The sequence below is a fragment of the Pseudomonas peradeniyensis genome (assembly GCF_014268935.2).
Taxonomy (GTDB): domain Bacteria; phylum Pseudomonadota; class Gammaproteobacteria; order Pseudomonadales; family Pseudomonadaceae; genus Aquipseudomonas; species Aquipseudomonas peradeniyensis.
The window spans coordinates 917,951-930,412 of record NZ_JABWRJ020000001.1; the positions used below are offsets into that span (position 1 = coordinate 917,951).

12 protein-coding genes and 1 tRNA gene are annotated in these 12,462 nt (G+C 58.7%); 10 read left to right on the plus strand and 3 right to left on the minus strand.

What is annotated here, in order from left to right:
- The first annotated feature begins 128 nt into the window (after positions 1–128).
- From thrS to HU751_RS04180, 9 genes are all read left to right on the plus strand, one after another.
- The gene (gene thrS, locus HU751_RS04140) at positions 129–2,051 is read left to right on the plus strand and encodes a threonine--tRNA ligase (RefSeq protein WP_028691465.1); all 1,923 of its coding nucleotides are present in this window, start codon (positions 129–131) and stop codon (positions 2,049–2,051) included.
- Complete coding sequence (gene infC, locus HU751_RS04145; protein WP_172402370.1) at positions 2,051–2,602, plus strand: translation initiation factor IF-3; 552 nt, start codon at positions 2,051–2,053, stop codon at positions 2,600–2,602. The genes thrS and infC overlap by 1 nt, the downstream gene beginning before the upstream one ends.
- A 63-nt stretch (positions 2,603–2,665) precedes the next feature.
- Positions 2,666–2,860 carry a 50S ribosomal protein L35 gene (rpmI, locus tag HU751_RS04150; RefSeq protein WP_003250667.1) on the plus strand — a complete coding sequence of 65 codons (195 nt, stop codon included), beginning with the start codon at positions 2,666–2,668 and terminating at the stop codon, positions 2,858–2,860.
- Positions 2,861–2,887: 27 nt separating this feature from the next.
- Positions 2,888–3,244: a 50S ribosomal protein L20 gene (gene rplT / locus HU751_RS04155; RefSeq protein WP_003250671.1), complete on the plus strand. Its 357-nt coding sequence runs from the start codon at positions 2,888–2,890 to the stop codon at positions 3,242–3,244.
- A gap of 111 nt (positions 3,245–3,355) precedes the next feature.
- Positions 3,356–4,372, plus strand: coding sequence for a phenylalanine--tRNA ligase subunit alpha (pheS, locus tag HU751_RS04160; protein WP_186661675.1), 1,017 nt, complete (start codon positions 3,356–3,358; stop codon positions 4,370–4,372).
- Between the two features lie 31 nt (positions 4,373–4,403).
- On the plus strand, positions 4,404–6,785 hold the full coding sequence (gene pheT / locus HU751_RS04165; protein ID WP_186732541.1) for a phenylalanine--tRNA ligase subunit beta: 2,382 nt from the start codon (positions 4,404–4,406) through the stop codon (positions 6,783–6,785).
- A 4-nt stretch (positions 6,786–6,789) separates the two neighbouring features.
- Positions 6,790–7,092: an integration host factor subunit alpha gene (gene ihfA, locus HU751_RS04170; protein ID WP_009394049.1), complete on the plus strand. Its 303-nt coding sequence runs from the start codon at positions 6,790–6,792 to the stop codon at positions 7,090–7,092.
- Positions 7,073–7,429: a MerR family transcriptional regulator gene (locus tag HU751_RS04175; protein ID WP_011533210.1), complete on the plus strand. Its 357-nt coding sequence runs from the start codon at positions 7,073–7,075 to the stop codon at positions 7,427–7,429. Before ihfA ends, HU751_RS04175 begins: the two co-directional genes overlap by 20 nt.
- Before the next feature lie 99 nt (positions 7,430–7,528).
- A tRNA-Pro gene (locus HU751_RS04180) sits at positions 7,529–7,605 on the plus strand.
- A 331-nt stretch (positions 7,606–7,936) separates the two neighbouring features.
- On the opposite strand, the gene HU751_RS04185 is transcribed toward HU751_RS04180, so the two are convergent.
- From HU751_RS04185 to HU751_RS04190, 3 genes are all read right to left on the minus strand, one after another.
- Positions 7,937–8,953 carry a restriction endonuclease gene (locus HU751_RS04185; protein WP_186732540.1) on the minus strand — a complete coding sequence of 339 codons (1,017 nt, stop codon included), beginning with the start codon at positions 8,951–8,953 and terminating at the stop codon, positions 7,937–7,939.
- Positions 8,954–9,190: 237 nt separating this feature from the next.
- Complete coding sequence (locus HU751_RS26995) at positions 9,191–9,319, minus strand: hypothetical protein (RefSeq protein WP_023094431.1); 129 nt, start codon at positions 9,317–9,319, stop codon at positions 9,191–9,193.
- A gap of 245 nt (positions 9,320–9,564) precedes the next feature.
- Entirely contained in the window at positions 9,565–10,089 is a 525-nt protein-coding gene (locus HU751_RS04190; protein WP_186732539.1) for an SH3 domain-containing protein, read from the minus strand.
- A gap of 487 nt (positions 10,090–10,576) precedes the next feature.
- On the opposite strand from HU751_RS04190, the gene HU751_RS04195 reads away from it, so the two are divergent.
- Positions 10,577–12,448, plus strand: coding sequence for a KAP family P-loop NTPase fold protein (locus HU751_RS04195; protein WP_186732538.1), 1,872 nt, complete (start codon positions 10,577–10,579; stop codon positions 12,446–12,448).
- Positions 12,449–12,462: the final 14 nt, after the last annotated feature.

The following is a 12,462-nucleotide window of genomic DNA, read 5'->3' on the forward strand; positions in this document are numbered from 1 at the left end:
TGGCAGGCCGAAAGGTCTCTGCCACTGTGAGGCAGGCTTTCCCACGGGAAAGGCAGGGCGGATCTTGTACTGGCTCATCCCAACCCACGTGACCTTTGGTAGGGGTCACCACTAGGAGAGGAGGCGCCATGCCCGTTATTACTCTTCCCGATGGCAGTCAACGCACGTTCGACCAGCCGGTATCCGTAGCCGAAGTCGCCGCATCCATTGGTGCGGGCCTGGCCAAGGCCACCCTGGCCGGCAAGGTCGACGGCAAGCTCGTCGATGCCTGCGACAAGATCGACCACGACGCCACCCTGCAGATCATCACCCCTAAAGATGAAGAGGGACTGGAGATCATCCGTCACTCGTGCGCCCACCTGATCGGCCACGCGGTGAAGCAGCTGTACCCGACCGCTCGCATGGTGATCGGCCCGGTGATCGACGAAGGCTTCTATTACGACATCGCCTACGAGCGTCCCTTCACCCCGGACGACCTCGCCGCCATCGAAAAGCGCATGCAGCAGCTGATCGACACGGACTACGACGTCGTCAAGAAGATGACCCCGCGCGCCGAAGTCATCGACGTGTTCACCCAGCGTGGCGAAGACTACAAGCTGCGCCTGGTCGAGGACATGCCGGATGAACAGGCCATGGGCCTGTACTACCACGAAGAATACGTCGACATGTGCCGCGGTCCGCACGTGCCGAACACCCGCTTCCTCAAAGCGTTCAAGCTGACCAAGCTGAGCGGCGCCTACTGGCGCGGCGATGCCAAGAACGAGCAGCTGCAACGCGTGTACGGCACCGCCTGGGCCGACAAGAAGCAGCTGGCCGCCTACATCCAGCGCATCGAAGAAGCCGAGAAGCGCGACCACCGCAAGATCGGCAAGCAGCTCGACCTGTTCCACCTGCAGGAAGAAGCGCCGGGCATGGTGTTCTGGCACGCCAACGGCTGGACCGTGTACCAGGTGCTCGAGCAATACATGCGTCAGGTCCAGCGTGAAAACGGCTACCAGGAGATCAAGACCCCGCAGGTCGTCGATCGCATCCTCTGGGAGCGTTCCGGCCACTGGTCCAACTACGCCGAGAACATGTTCACCACTTCGTCGGAAAACCGCGACTACGCGGTAAAACCGATGAACTGCCCGTGCCACGTGCAGGTGTTCAACCAGGGCCTCAAATCCTACCGCGACCTGCCACTGCGCCTGGCCGAGTTCGGTGCCTGCCACCGTAACGAGCCGTCCGGCGCCCTGCACGGCATCATGCGCGTGCGTGGCTTTGTACAAGACGACGCGCACATCTTCTGCACCGAAGATCAGGTGAAGAAAGAAGCCGCCGACTTCATCAAGCTCACCCTGGACGTGTACAAGGACTTCGGTTTCACCGACGTCGCCATGAAGCTCTCGACCCGTCCCGCCAAGCGCGTGGGCTCCGAAGAGCTGTGGGACCGCGCCGAAGGCGCGCTGGCCGACGCCCTCAACGAGTCGGGCCTGGAGTGGGAATACCAGCCGGGCGAGGGCGCGTTCTACGGTCCGAAGATCGAGTTCACCCTGCGCGACTGCCTCGGCCGTAACTGGCAGTGCGGCACCCTGCAGTACGACCCGAACCTGCCCGAGCGCCTGGACGCCAGCTACATCGCCGAAGACAACAGCCGCGTGCGCCCGGTGATGCTGCACCGCGCCATCCTCGGCTCGTTCGAGCGCTTCATCGGCATGCTCATCGAGCACTACGCCGGCGTGTTCCCGGCCTGGCTCGCGCCGACCCAAGCCGTGATCATGAACATCACCGACAAGCAGGCCGACTTTGCCCTCGAGGTGGAAAAAGCCCTGAACGGTAGCGGATTCCGTGCCAAGTCGGACTTGAGAAATGAGAAGATCGGCTTTAAAATCCGCGAGCATACGTTGCTGCGGGTCCCTTATCTTTTGGTTATAGGGGATCGCGAAGTCGAAACGCAAACCGTCGCTGTGCGCACCCGCGAAGGCGCTGACCTGGGCTCGATGCCCGTCGCGCAGTTCGCTGAGCTGCTGTCGCAAGCGGTTTCCCGGCGTGGTCGCCAAGAATCGGAGTAATGACTATTAAGCGTGAAATGAGAAACGATAAACGAACTGCACCGAAAGCCCCGATCAACGAGAATATCTCGGCACGCGAGGTTCGGTTAATTGGTGCTGACGGCGAGCAGATTGGCATCGTCTCGATTGATGAAGCGCTGCGTATCGCTGATGAAGCGAAGCTGGATCTGGTGGAAATCTCTGCAGACGCGGTACCGCCCGTCTGCAAGGTGATGGACTACGGCAAGCACCTCTTCGAGAAGAAGAAGCAGGCCAACGAAGCCAAGAAGAACCAGAAGCAGATCCAGATCAAAGAAATCAAGTTTCGTCCAGGGACGGAAGAAGGGGATTACCAGGTAAAACTACGCAACCTGGTACGTTTCCTTAGCGATGGGGACAAGGCCAAGATCTCTCTGAGATTCCGCGGCCGTGAGATGGCCCACCAGGAGCTGGGCATGGAGCTGTTGAAGCGGGTCGAAACCGACCTCGCCGAATACGGCACCGTTGAGCAGCATCCGAAGATGGAAGGACGCCAGCTTATGATGGTCATCGCCCCCAAAAAGAAGAAGTAATCTCCCGGGCACGGCAGGCCTGATGATTATTGTGTAATTTTTATTCGAATGCGGAGTTCCAACATGCCAAAGATGAAAACCAAGAGCGGTGCTGCGAAGCGCTTCCTGAAGACGGCTTCCGGCTTCAAGCACAAGCACGCTTTCAAGAGCCACATCCTGACCAAAATGTCGACCAAGCGTAAGCGTCAACTGCGCGGTGCCAGCCTGCTGCACCCGTCTGACGTGGCAAAAGTCGAGCGCATGCTGCGCGTTCGTTAATTCTGGTTAAGATAGAGGAAGTTACTCATGGCTCGTGTTAAGCGCGGCGTTATCGCTCGTAAGCGTCACAAAAAAATTCTGAAACTGGCTAAAGGTTACTACGGTGCACGTTCGCGCGTATTCCGTGTAGCCAAGCAAGCGGTCATCAAGGCAGGCCAATACGCCTACCGCGACCGTCGCCAGAAGAAGCGTCAGTTCCGCGCACTGTGGATCGCTCGTATCAACGCCGGTGCCCGCACCAACGGTCTGTCGTACAGCCGTCTGATTGCTGGCCTGAAAAAGGCGTCGATCGAAATCGACCGTAAGGTTCTGGCCGATCTGGCAGTGAACGAAAAAGCGGCGTTTGCTGCGATTGTCGAGAAGGCTAAAGCCGTACTGGCTTAAGTACCCACGACAATCATCCGGCGGCGCCTGCGCCGTCGGGTGTAAAACGTCATCGGATAGGGGAAGAGCCTTCAAAAGCTCTTCCCCTATTTTCGTATCTGGAGTCTGTACATGGAAAACCTGGACGCGCTGGTCGCCCAAGCCCTCGAGGCCGTGGAACGCGCTGAAGACATCACTACCCTGGAACAGATCCGGGTTCAATTCCTCGGCAAGAAAGGCGAGCTGACCCAGGTGATGAAGACCCTGGGCAACCTGCCAGCCGAAGAGCGCCCCAAGGTTGGCGCGCTGATCAACGACGCCAAGGAACGCGTCACTGACGTGCTCAACGCACGCAAGGCCGGTTTTGAAGAGGCTGAGCTCAACGCTCGCCTGGCCGCCGAATGCATCGACGTGACCCTGCCAGGCCGTGGCCAGACCACCGGCGGGCTGCACCCGATCACCCGTACCCTCGAGCGCATCGAGCAGTTCTTCACCCACATCGGCTACGGCATCGCCGAAGGCCCCGAGGTCGAAGACGACTACCACAACTTCGAAGCGCTCAACATCCCCGGCCACCACCCGGCGCGGGCGATGCACGACACCTTCTATTTCAACGCCAACATGCTGCTGCGCACCCACACCTCGCCGGTACAGGTCCGCACCATGGAAAGCACCCAGCCGCCGATCCGCATCGTCTGCCCAGGCCGTGTGTACCGTTGCGACTCGGATATCACCCACTCGCCGATGTTCCACCAGGTCGAAGGCCTGCTGATCGACCGTGGCATCAACTTCGCCGACCTCAAGGGCACCATCGAAGAGTTCCTGCGGGTGTTCTTCGAGAAAGAACTGGCCGTGCGCTTCCGCCCGTCGTTCTTCCCCTTCACCGAGCCGTCCGCCGAAGTCGACATCCAGTGCGTGATGTGTTCCGGCAACGGCTGCCGCGTGTGCAAGCAGACCGGCTGGCTGGAAGTGATGGGCTGCGGCATGGTCCACCCGAACGTGCTGCGCATGTCCGGCATCGACCCGGAAGAGTTCCAGGGCTTCGCCTTCGGCATGGGCGCCGAGCGCCTGGCCATGCTGCGCTATGGCGTCAACGATTTGCGTCTGTTCTTCGACAACGACCTGCGGTTCTTGGCTCAATTCCGCTAGGCCCAATCGACGCAACTTTCAGGAGAACAGCATGAAATTCAGTGAACAGTGGCTGCGCGGTTGGGTAAACCCGCAAGTCTCCCGTGACGAACTGGTCGCCCGCCTGTCCATGGCCGGCCTCGAAGTCGACAGCGTGACCCCCGCTGCCGGCCAGTTCAGCGGCATCGTGGTGGGCGAGATCCTCACCACCGAACAACACCCGGACGCCGACAAACTGCGCGTGTGCCAGGTGAGCAACGGCGCAGAGACCTTCCAGGTGGTCTGCGGCGCCCCGAATGCCCGCCCAGGCATCAAGATCCCGTTCGCCATGATCGGCGCCGAACTGCCGGGCGACTTCAAGATCAAGAAGGCCAAGCTGCGCGGCGTCGAGTCGTTCGGCATGCTTTGCTCGGCTTCCGAGCTGCAGATCAGCGAAGAGAACGACGGCCTGCTGGAACTGGCGGCTGACGCCCCGGTTGGCGAAGACATTCGCAAGTACCTGAACCTCGACGACGCCAGCATCGAGATCGGCCTGACCCCGAACCGCGGCGACTGCCTGTCCCTGGCCGGCCTGGCCCGTGACGTCAGCGCCCTGTACGACGTGCCGGTCTCCCGCCCGGTGGTGCCGGCCGTACCGGCCGCCCACGACGAAGTGCGCCCGGTCGAAGTCAGCGCCCCGGCCGCTTGCCCACGCTACCTGGGCCGCGTCATCCGCAACGTCGACCTGAGCAAGCCGACCCCGCTGTGGATGGTCGAGCGCCTGCGCCGCAGCGACGTGCGCAGCATCGACGCCGCCGTCGACATCACCAACTACGTGATGCTCGAACTCGGCCAGCCGATGCACGCCTTCGACCTCGCCGAAATCAACGGCGGCATCCGCGTACGCATGGCCGAGGAGGGCGAGAAGCTCGTCCTGCTGGATGGCCAGGAAGTCGCCCTGCGCGCCGACACCCTGGTGATCGCCGACCACACCCGCGCCCTGGCCATTGCCGGCGTGATGGGTGGCGAGCACAGCGGCGTCAACACCGAGAAGACCCGCGACCTGTTCCTCGAGAGCGCCTTCTTCGAGCCGATCTCCGTCGCCGGCAAGGCCCGTTCCTACGGCCTGCACACCGACGCCTCGCACCGCTACGAGCGCGGCGTGGATTCGCAACTGGCCCGTGAAGCCATGGAGCGCGCCACCGCCCTGATCCTCGAGATCGTCGGCGGCGAAGCAGGCCCCGTAGTCGAGACCGTGAGCGAGCAGCACCTGCCGAACATCGCGCCGATCACCCTGCGCGCCGAACGCATCACTCAGATGCTCGGCATGCAGATGGACGCCGCCCAGGTCGAGCAGCTGCTCAACGCCCTGGAGCTGAAAACCAGCGCAAACGGGGCAGGGGAGTGGACGGTCACCGTTCCAAGCCACCGCTTCGACGTCAGCCTGGAAGTCGACCTGATCGAAGAGCTGGCCCGCCTGTACGGCTACAACAACCTGCCGGTGCGCTACCCGCAGGCCCGCCTGGCCCCGCAAGCCCGCCCGGAAACCCGCGGCGAGCTGCCGAACCTGCGCCGCCTGCTGGTTGCCCGTGGCTACCAGGAAGCCATCACCTACAGCTTCATCGACCCGAAACTGTTCGAGCTGTTCACCCCAGGCGTCGAGCCGCTGCTGCTGGCCAACCCCATCTCCAGCGACATGGCCGCCATGCGCGCCTCGCTGTGGCCGGGCCTGGTCAAGGCGATGCAGCACAACCTCAACCGCCAGCAAGACCGCGTGCGCCTGTTCGAAAGCGGCCTGCGCTTCGTCGGCCAGCTCGGTGACCTCAAGCAGCAGCCAATGATCGCCGGCGTCGTCACCGGCAGCCGCCAGCCAGAAGGCTGGGCGAACGGTCGCGACGGCATCGACTTCTTCGACGTCAAGGCCGATGTGGAAGCCCTGCTGGGATACTCGGGCGCCCTGAGCGACTTCAGCTTCGTCGCCGGCAAGCACCCAGCCCTGCACCCAGGCCAGACCGCCCGCATCGAGCGCGACGGCAAGGAAGTCGGCTACCTCGGCGCCATCCACCCGGAGCTGGCCAAGACCCTCGGCCTCGACCGTCCGGTGTTCGTCTTCGAGCTGGTGCTCGGCGATGTAGTCGAAGGTCGCCTGCCGAAGTTCAGCGAGCTGTCCAAGTTCCCGGAAACCCGTCGTGACCTGGCCTTGATCGCAGGTCGTGATGTCGCTTCTAGCTCGGTGCTTGAAGTAATTCGTGACAATGCAGGCGAATGGCTCACAGACCTCAGGCTGTTTGACGTCTACCAGGGTAAAGGCATTGATCCTGATAGAAAAAGCCTGGCCGTCGGCTTGACCTGGCAACATCCATCGCGCACTCTTAACGACGATGAGGTGAATGAAACCCTGCAAACCATCCTCACCTCGCTTGAACAAAGGTTGAACACCACGTTAAGGAAATAACGGCATGGGTGCTCTGACGAAAGCTGAGATGGCCGAAAGGCTGTACGAGGAGCTGGGGCTTAACAAGCGTGAGGCCAAGGAGCTGGTCGAGCTGTTTTTCGAAGAAATTCGGCACGCGCTTGAAGACAACGAGCAGGTCAAGTTGTCCGGTTTCGGCAACTTCGACCTTCGCGACAAACGCCAGCGGCCGGGCCGCAACCCTAAAACAGGGGAAGAGATCCCGATCACCGCGCGCCGCGTCGTCACCTTTCGTCCAGGGCAGAAGCTGAAAGCCCGGGTAGAGGCCTATGCTGGAACCAAGCCATAACGACGAGCTGCCCCCCATCCCGGGCAAACGCTACTTCACCATCGGTGAAGTCAGCGAGCTCTGTGCGGTAAAACCGCACGTGCTGCGCTACTGGGAGCAGGAATTTCCGCAGCTCAACCCGGTGAAGCGCCGTGGCAACCGGCGGTATTATCAGCGCCAGGATGTGCTGATGATCCGCCAGATCCGCGCTTTGCTGTATGACCAGGGCTTTACCATTGGCGGGGCGCGGTTACGGCTCTCCAGTGATGAGGTCAAGGATGAGTCCAGCCAGTACAAGCAGCTGATTCGGCAGATGATTGCGGAGTTGGAGGATGTGTTGGTGGTGTTGAAGAAGTGATCTGGTTGGCGACGAGTGGAAATTTTTGAAAAAAAGCTTCCATTATTCAAAAGGTTAGGTTAAATTCTTCAACGTTCTCAGCGGTATCGAGAATGATGTCGGGGCGTAGCGCAGCCCGGTAGCGCACTTGCATGGGGTGCAAGGGGTCGAGTGTTCGAATCACTCCGTCCCGACCAAAATACTCCAAAGAATCCAGTCACTTAGCGGTGACTGGATTTTTTTATGTCTTCGAATTTTGCCGCTGATAGAAATTTACACCACTTTTTGCGCTACCGAGATTTGATTAGATTTCGCGGGCGGCTTAGCACATCGAAATCCATGACTAAGGGTTGTTCAGAGCCGTTTACGTCTGTGGATTGATGGGCAGATGCTCGTACCCAACTGAGTTGCAAATGGTAAATCTCGGATGGCCGCTTTCGACCCAAAGCTGCCAGTGGCGCTGATAATTGCGGACGAAAAGCTCCTATGCCTGAGCGGCCTGCGCCGTTTTTAAGCGGCATAGTAGCTCTACATCCTCACGATTCCAGTTCCTGGCGTGCGCAAGGCCATGAGCCATTTGGAGACCGCATTGCGTTCGACCGCCCGGATCGGATAGCCCCGGGCTTCGATCGTAGTTTTTGCCCCGGGGCTGAGCGTCGAGGAGGTGACGATCACTCCGTATTCGGCTTTTTCCCATTGAACATCGGAAAGCAGGCCCTTGATCACGACCTTCTCGACCTTCGCCTTCTGGCGCTTGCACTGTACTAGGCAGAGCGGGTTCGCGCCGGGCTCCGAGTCTGGTTTCCATACACGTACATCCACACCGTCATCACCCGAGCCAGGCCCGAGGTCGACTCTGAAGCCTTGTCGCTGAAAAAACTCAGCAGTCAGTTCTTCAAACCGACGCCAGTGCATATCGCCAATCCGGTCCTTGTTGACAGACAAGTAGTCGATAAACCGCTGATCAATGAAGGCCCCGCCCTTGCTGCTATGCTCGGCTTTGCCGAAAAGCTGATCTAGCGAGACTCGGTCATTCCAGATTGCAGGTTGCTGGTTCGAGAGGAGACTCATCCGCATGGCCAAGTCGAATACGTGGATTTGCTCCAACGCCATGTCCCAACCGGCATGACCGAATTCCCTCTTGCAACGCGCGAGATATGGAGAGGGATTAAGCCCTCTGCCTGACTTCGAAGCCGCCTCGATCATCGAGGGCATCATTTGATTCCAGGTTCTCACGACGGCGAAGTGCAAATCCTCTTGCCCGCTGCGCCGATACTTATGAAAGAGCTTTGCTCCGGTGTGATCCCCGTCGTACTCCTCCTCGGTGTACCCGACTCGAAACAGCAGGCGATAAGCAATGGCCTCCAAATCAGTGGAGTGCAGCCGAGTTCCGTTCTGCTCAGATTCTCGCGCGCGATCTGCGTATCCTTCTTCACCACTAAGATGGTCGTAGAGCTCCTCCAAGGTTAAGGCCAATCCAACTTTGTAGCCTGTGAGGTCTGCAAGGTATTCGTTAAGGTCGCCAGCTCTGAAGCTCATGTGCATAAAAGGGGGCCTTGGCGTGGAAGTAATATGCGAGCAGTGTTGATTTACTCAACACATCCCAAGAAAGGGGCCTTGGGGCATCGGGATGAAGAGCACACCTGTACACGCTGGGCCCAAATATCACGAATCTACGACCAGAGCTTGATCTTCGTACCTACATCTACAAGAAGCTGGGCGATCACAGGGAGCTCTTGACATCCTAGAAAAAAGCAGCTCTCAAGAGCTGCTTTTTCTTCCCTATTCGCCCTTTTTGTGCTTATGGGGTTTCAGGTCCGGGTGCTCCTTCTGCTTTTCAGGAGTGACTCGCTGCCTTTTGTCCGGAGTGCCATCTTCGTTGGTGCGTTTAGGACCGGGCTTGATGCTCATGCAAAATTTCCTTTTCTGCTTGGGTTGTTGAGTACTGTTATGTTGTTAGTCCAATCTCTTGCAGCTGTCAAAGCAGGCCGGCGCATAAAAGCTTGGCAGCCTAATGATTGTATCCCGCATTCAACACTAGAGGCCTGAGTATGAGCCTACGGCCAAAGGCTTGCACCAACGCAGTGCGATACGAGGGCCGACTTTCCACCGACGGCATTGGCAGGTCTACCAAACTCAGCCATTAGCGAGAAAAGCTAAACGCCGTACCGTTTGTTTCCCCCAGATGTGATGCAATAGCGACCGCCTCTTGGGCCGATGCAGATACGACCCGAAGAGCAGGGGCATGATGAACCATATTCTGACGTTGTGCTGCGAGCTGGTTGTGGAGTGAGTCGCTCTCTTTTGGGCTGTAAGCTAATAAAGCAATTTGCGCCACTACAGAGATTTTTATAGGAGATCCACCGCTGCGGCTGTCCATCAAGGCTGATGCGGGCCCATTCATTCTGCTGCTCATAGACCTGCACCTTCTCGCCGCGTTTGAGTTGGGAAATCACTTTTCCGCCTGGCTGAGCGCGCAGGTTCAGCTTGTCCGCGTTGACGAAGTGCTCTGTTGTGGATTTTTGTGTTGTCTGTGGCGCCAGTGATGAGACCGTTGTCAAGGACCTCACTGGCGCCTGGCTAAGAGGCGCCTCTATTCTAGGCGAGTCCTTTTTGCCGACTGCCCAGATCACTACAAAGAATACAAGCAGTAATAGCCAAGATTGACCTTTTTTGCGCATATCCCTTGCACCTCGAATAGAGAACTGTCCCAGCGACGGAACCTCATGAAACGCTTCACCTTTTGGCCATCAAGGCAGGTTGTACAGCGAAAAGTTCCGGTGGGTATGTATGTCTAAGCTTTTCAGCTTAGCCGAGTAGCGCAGTTAGCACGGAGGATTGCAACCAGGCTGTGCGTCCGCTTGGGGTCGTAAGCGGACGGTCGTGAACTACGGGGGCTACACGGGCCCCCCACACCGCTGCAGCGGCAAGCACACCAGGTAGTAGATGAGCCAGCACGCATAGATGCTGGCATGCAGGTAACAGGCGCGCGCGACCTGTTCCTGACGTAACTTCTACGTAACGAAATATTTCCTTGTCTCATTGCTCCCTTGGGTGGTGGCCATTGGCCAAGTGCAAAGGCTACTATGGTGCGTTGTTGCCATTGCTTCACGCTGACAACTTTCACTCGGAAAGCTTTCACGTTGAAGACGTCCAGGGAGGGTTTCCATGTGGGTAGATAACGAGACGGAAACAGACTTCCTAAACTTTTCTGGGGTCGCTGACACGGTCGCCGAGATCGTCTACCAAGCTGATGGCCGCCCGATTTCCATCGGTGTGTCTGGTGCGTGGGGCGCGGGCAAGTCGTCCATGATCAAGTTGATCCAGGCATCCCTCAAAGCTCCGCCCCAGGCCGAGGAGAAGCCTGCGAAGGACTTTATATTCGTCGAATTCAACGCTTGGCTGTACCAAGGCTACGATGACGCCCGCGCCGCCCTGATGGACGTGATCGCCACGCGTCTGGAAGCCGAGGCCAAGAAGCGCGCGAAAGGTCTAGATAAAGCTACTGAGCTGCTTTCACGGGTGAATTGGCTCCGGACTGCGAAGCTCGCCGGCAGCACCGCCTTGTCCTTTGCTACGGGAGTACCCGCGCCGGGCCTGCTAGGCGAGATCATTAGCCTTGTTGACCGAGTTCGATCTGGGCAGGTCGATCAGGATGCCATCGAGGCATTGCACGACACCGCCGAAAAAGCCAAGGATGAGGCCGGTAAGCTATGGAGTAGCGCACCTGCCAAAAAGTCTCCGCCTAAGGAAATCCAGGCACTCAGGGATAACTTCGAGACCATCCTGGAAGAGCTGGGGGTCACCCTCGTCGTGTTGATCGACGACCTGGATCGCTGCCTGCCCGAGACCACTATCTCTACGCTGGAAGCCATTCGACTCTTCCTGTTCCTGCGCAATACAGCGTTCGTTATCGCTGCGGACAACGAGATGATAAAGCACGCGGTGCGCAAGCACTTTAGCGGCGTGCCCGATGATGTCTTGGTGACCAGCTATTTCGACAAACTGATTCAGGTGCCGATTCGTGTTCCTCCCCTGGGTACCCAGGAAGTCAGGGCGTATATGATGATGCTGTTCCTAGAGAACAGTAAGCTGCCCAAAGAGGTCGTCGAAGAAATTCGAGTTCAGGTGCGCGGACAGCTTCGGACAACCTGGCAGGGCAACCGGGTGGATCGCGCGTTCATGCAGAGCTTGTATAGCGACTACCCCACAGACCTGATCGGCAAGTTCGACACCGCTGAACGCCTGGCTGCGGTCATGACGTCTGCCTCGGGTATCCAGGGAAACCCTCGACTAATCAAGCGCTTCCTGAACGCCCTGTCTATCCGAATGAGCATATCTCGTGCTCAAGGGGTAGGTGTCGACGAAGCGGTGCTGGTCAAGCTGATGCTTTTCGAGCGTAGCGGTAACCCAAAGGCGTACGAAGAACTGATGAAGGCGGTGGCATCCCACAAGGACGGCAAGCCCGTGCTGCTTGGCGAGTGGGAAGCTGATATGAAGTTGGGCAAAGCCCTAGCGCTCCAGCAGCCCTGGGATCTTCCTTTCGTCAAAGAGTGGCTCGCCCTGCCTCCAGCGTTGGCAGACAAAGATCTGCGGGGAGCAATCTACGTCAGTCGTGAGCATGCTCCGATCATCACAGACGAAGACCGACTGTCTTCGGAAGCTGCCGAGCTGCTTACCGCACTGCTCGCTACCCCTGACATGGCTGAGCAGCTCAAGGATAGGTTGGCACTCATAGCGCCTGTCGATATCAACGTGGTGATGGATCGTTTGCTAGACAAAGCAGGTGCTGAGCAAGAGTGGGGAGTACCTGACATCCTGGAGGCCTTGCTCGTAGTCGGACGACTTGATGCTCAGCAGGGGCTTCGATTGGCTGCGTTTCTGAAAGCTCGTCCGCCGGCACAAATCCAGGCGGGCATTGTGCCGAAGCTTACAGACGAGGTTTGGGCGAAGTCAGTGTACGAATTTTGGAAGACGGCTGAAGTCAGTCCGCCGGTGAAGGCTGCAATAAGGAAGTTTGATGGGAACCTCACAAAATAACGATCCGCCTGGCA

What these genes read in the sequence shown, in the direction of transcription:
- thrS (WP_028691465.1), top strand. Translation starts at nt 129, where the DNA reads ATGCCCGTTATTACTCTTCCCGATGGCAGTCAACGCACGTTCGACCAG.
- infC (WP_172402370.1), top strand. Translation starts at nt 2,051, where the DNA reads ATGACTATTAAGCGTGAAATGAGAAACGATAAACGAACTGCACCGAAA.
- ihfA (WP_009394049.1), top strand. Translation starts at nt 6,790, where the DNA reads ATGGGTGCTCTGACGAAAGCTGAGATGGCCGAAAGGCTGTACGAGGAG.
- pheS (WP_186661675.1), top strand. Translation starts at nt 3,356, where the DNA reads ATGGAAAACCTGGACGCGCTGGTCGCCCAAGCCCTCGAGGCCGTGGAA.
- HU751_RS04185 (WP_186732540.1), bottom strand. Translation starts at nt 8,953, where the DNA reads ATGCACATGAGCTTCAGAGCTGGCGACCTTAACGAATACCTTGCAGAC.
- rpmI (WP_003250667.1), top strand. Translation starts at nt 2,666, where the DNA reads ATGCCAAAGATGAAAACCAAGAGCGGTGCTGCGAAGCGCTTCCTGAAG.
- HU751_RS04195 (WP_186732538.1), top strand. Translation starts at nt 10,577, where the DNA reads ATGTGGGTAGATAACGAGACGGAAACAGACTTCCTAAACTTTTCTGGG.
- pheT (WP_186732541.1), top strand. Translation starts at nt 4,404, where the DNA reads ATGAAATTCAGTGAACAGTGGCTGCGCGGTTGGGTAAACCCGCAAGTC.
- HU751_RS04175 (WP_011533210.1), top strand. Translation starts at nt 7,073, where the DNA reads ATGCTGGAACCAAGCCATAACGACGAGCTGCCCCCCATCCCGGGCAAA.
- HU751_RS26995 (WP_023094431.1), bottom strand. Translation starts at nt 9,319, where the DNA reads ATGAGCATCAAGCCCGGTCCTAAACGCACCAACGAAGATGGCACTCCG.
- HU751_RS04190 (WP_186732539.1), bottom strand. Translation starts at nt 10,089, where the DNA reads ATGCGCAAAAAAGGTCAATCTTGGCTATTACTGCTTGTATTCTTTGTA.
- rplT (WP_003250671.1), top strand. Translation starts at nt 2,888, where the DNA reads ATGGCTCGTGTTAAGCGCGGCGTTATCGCTCGTAAGCGTCACAAAAAA.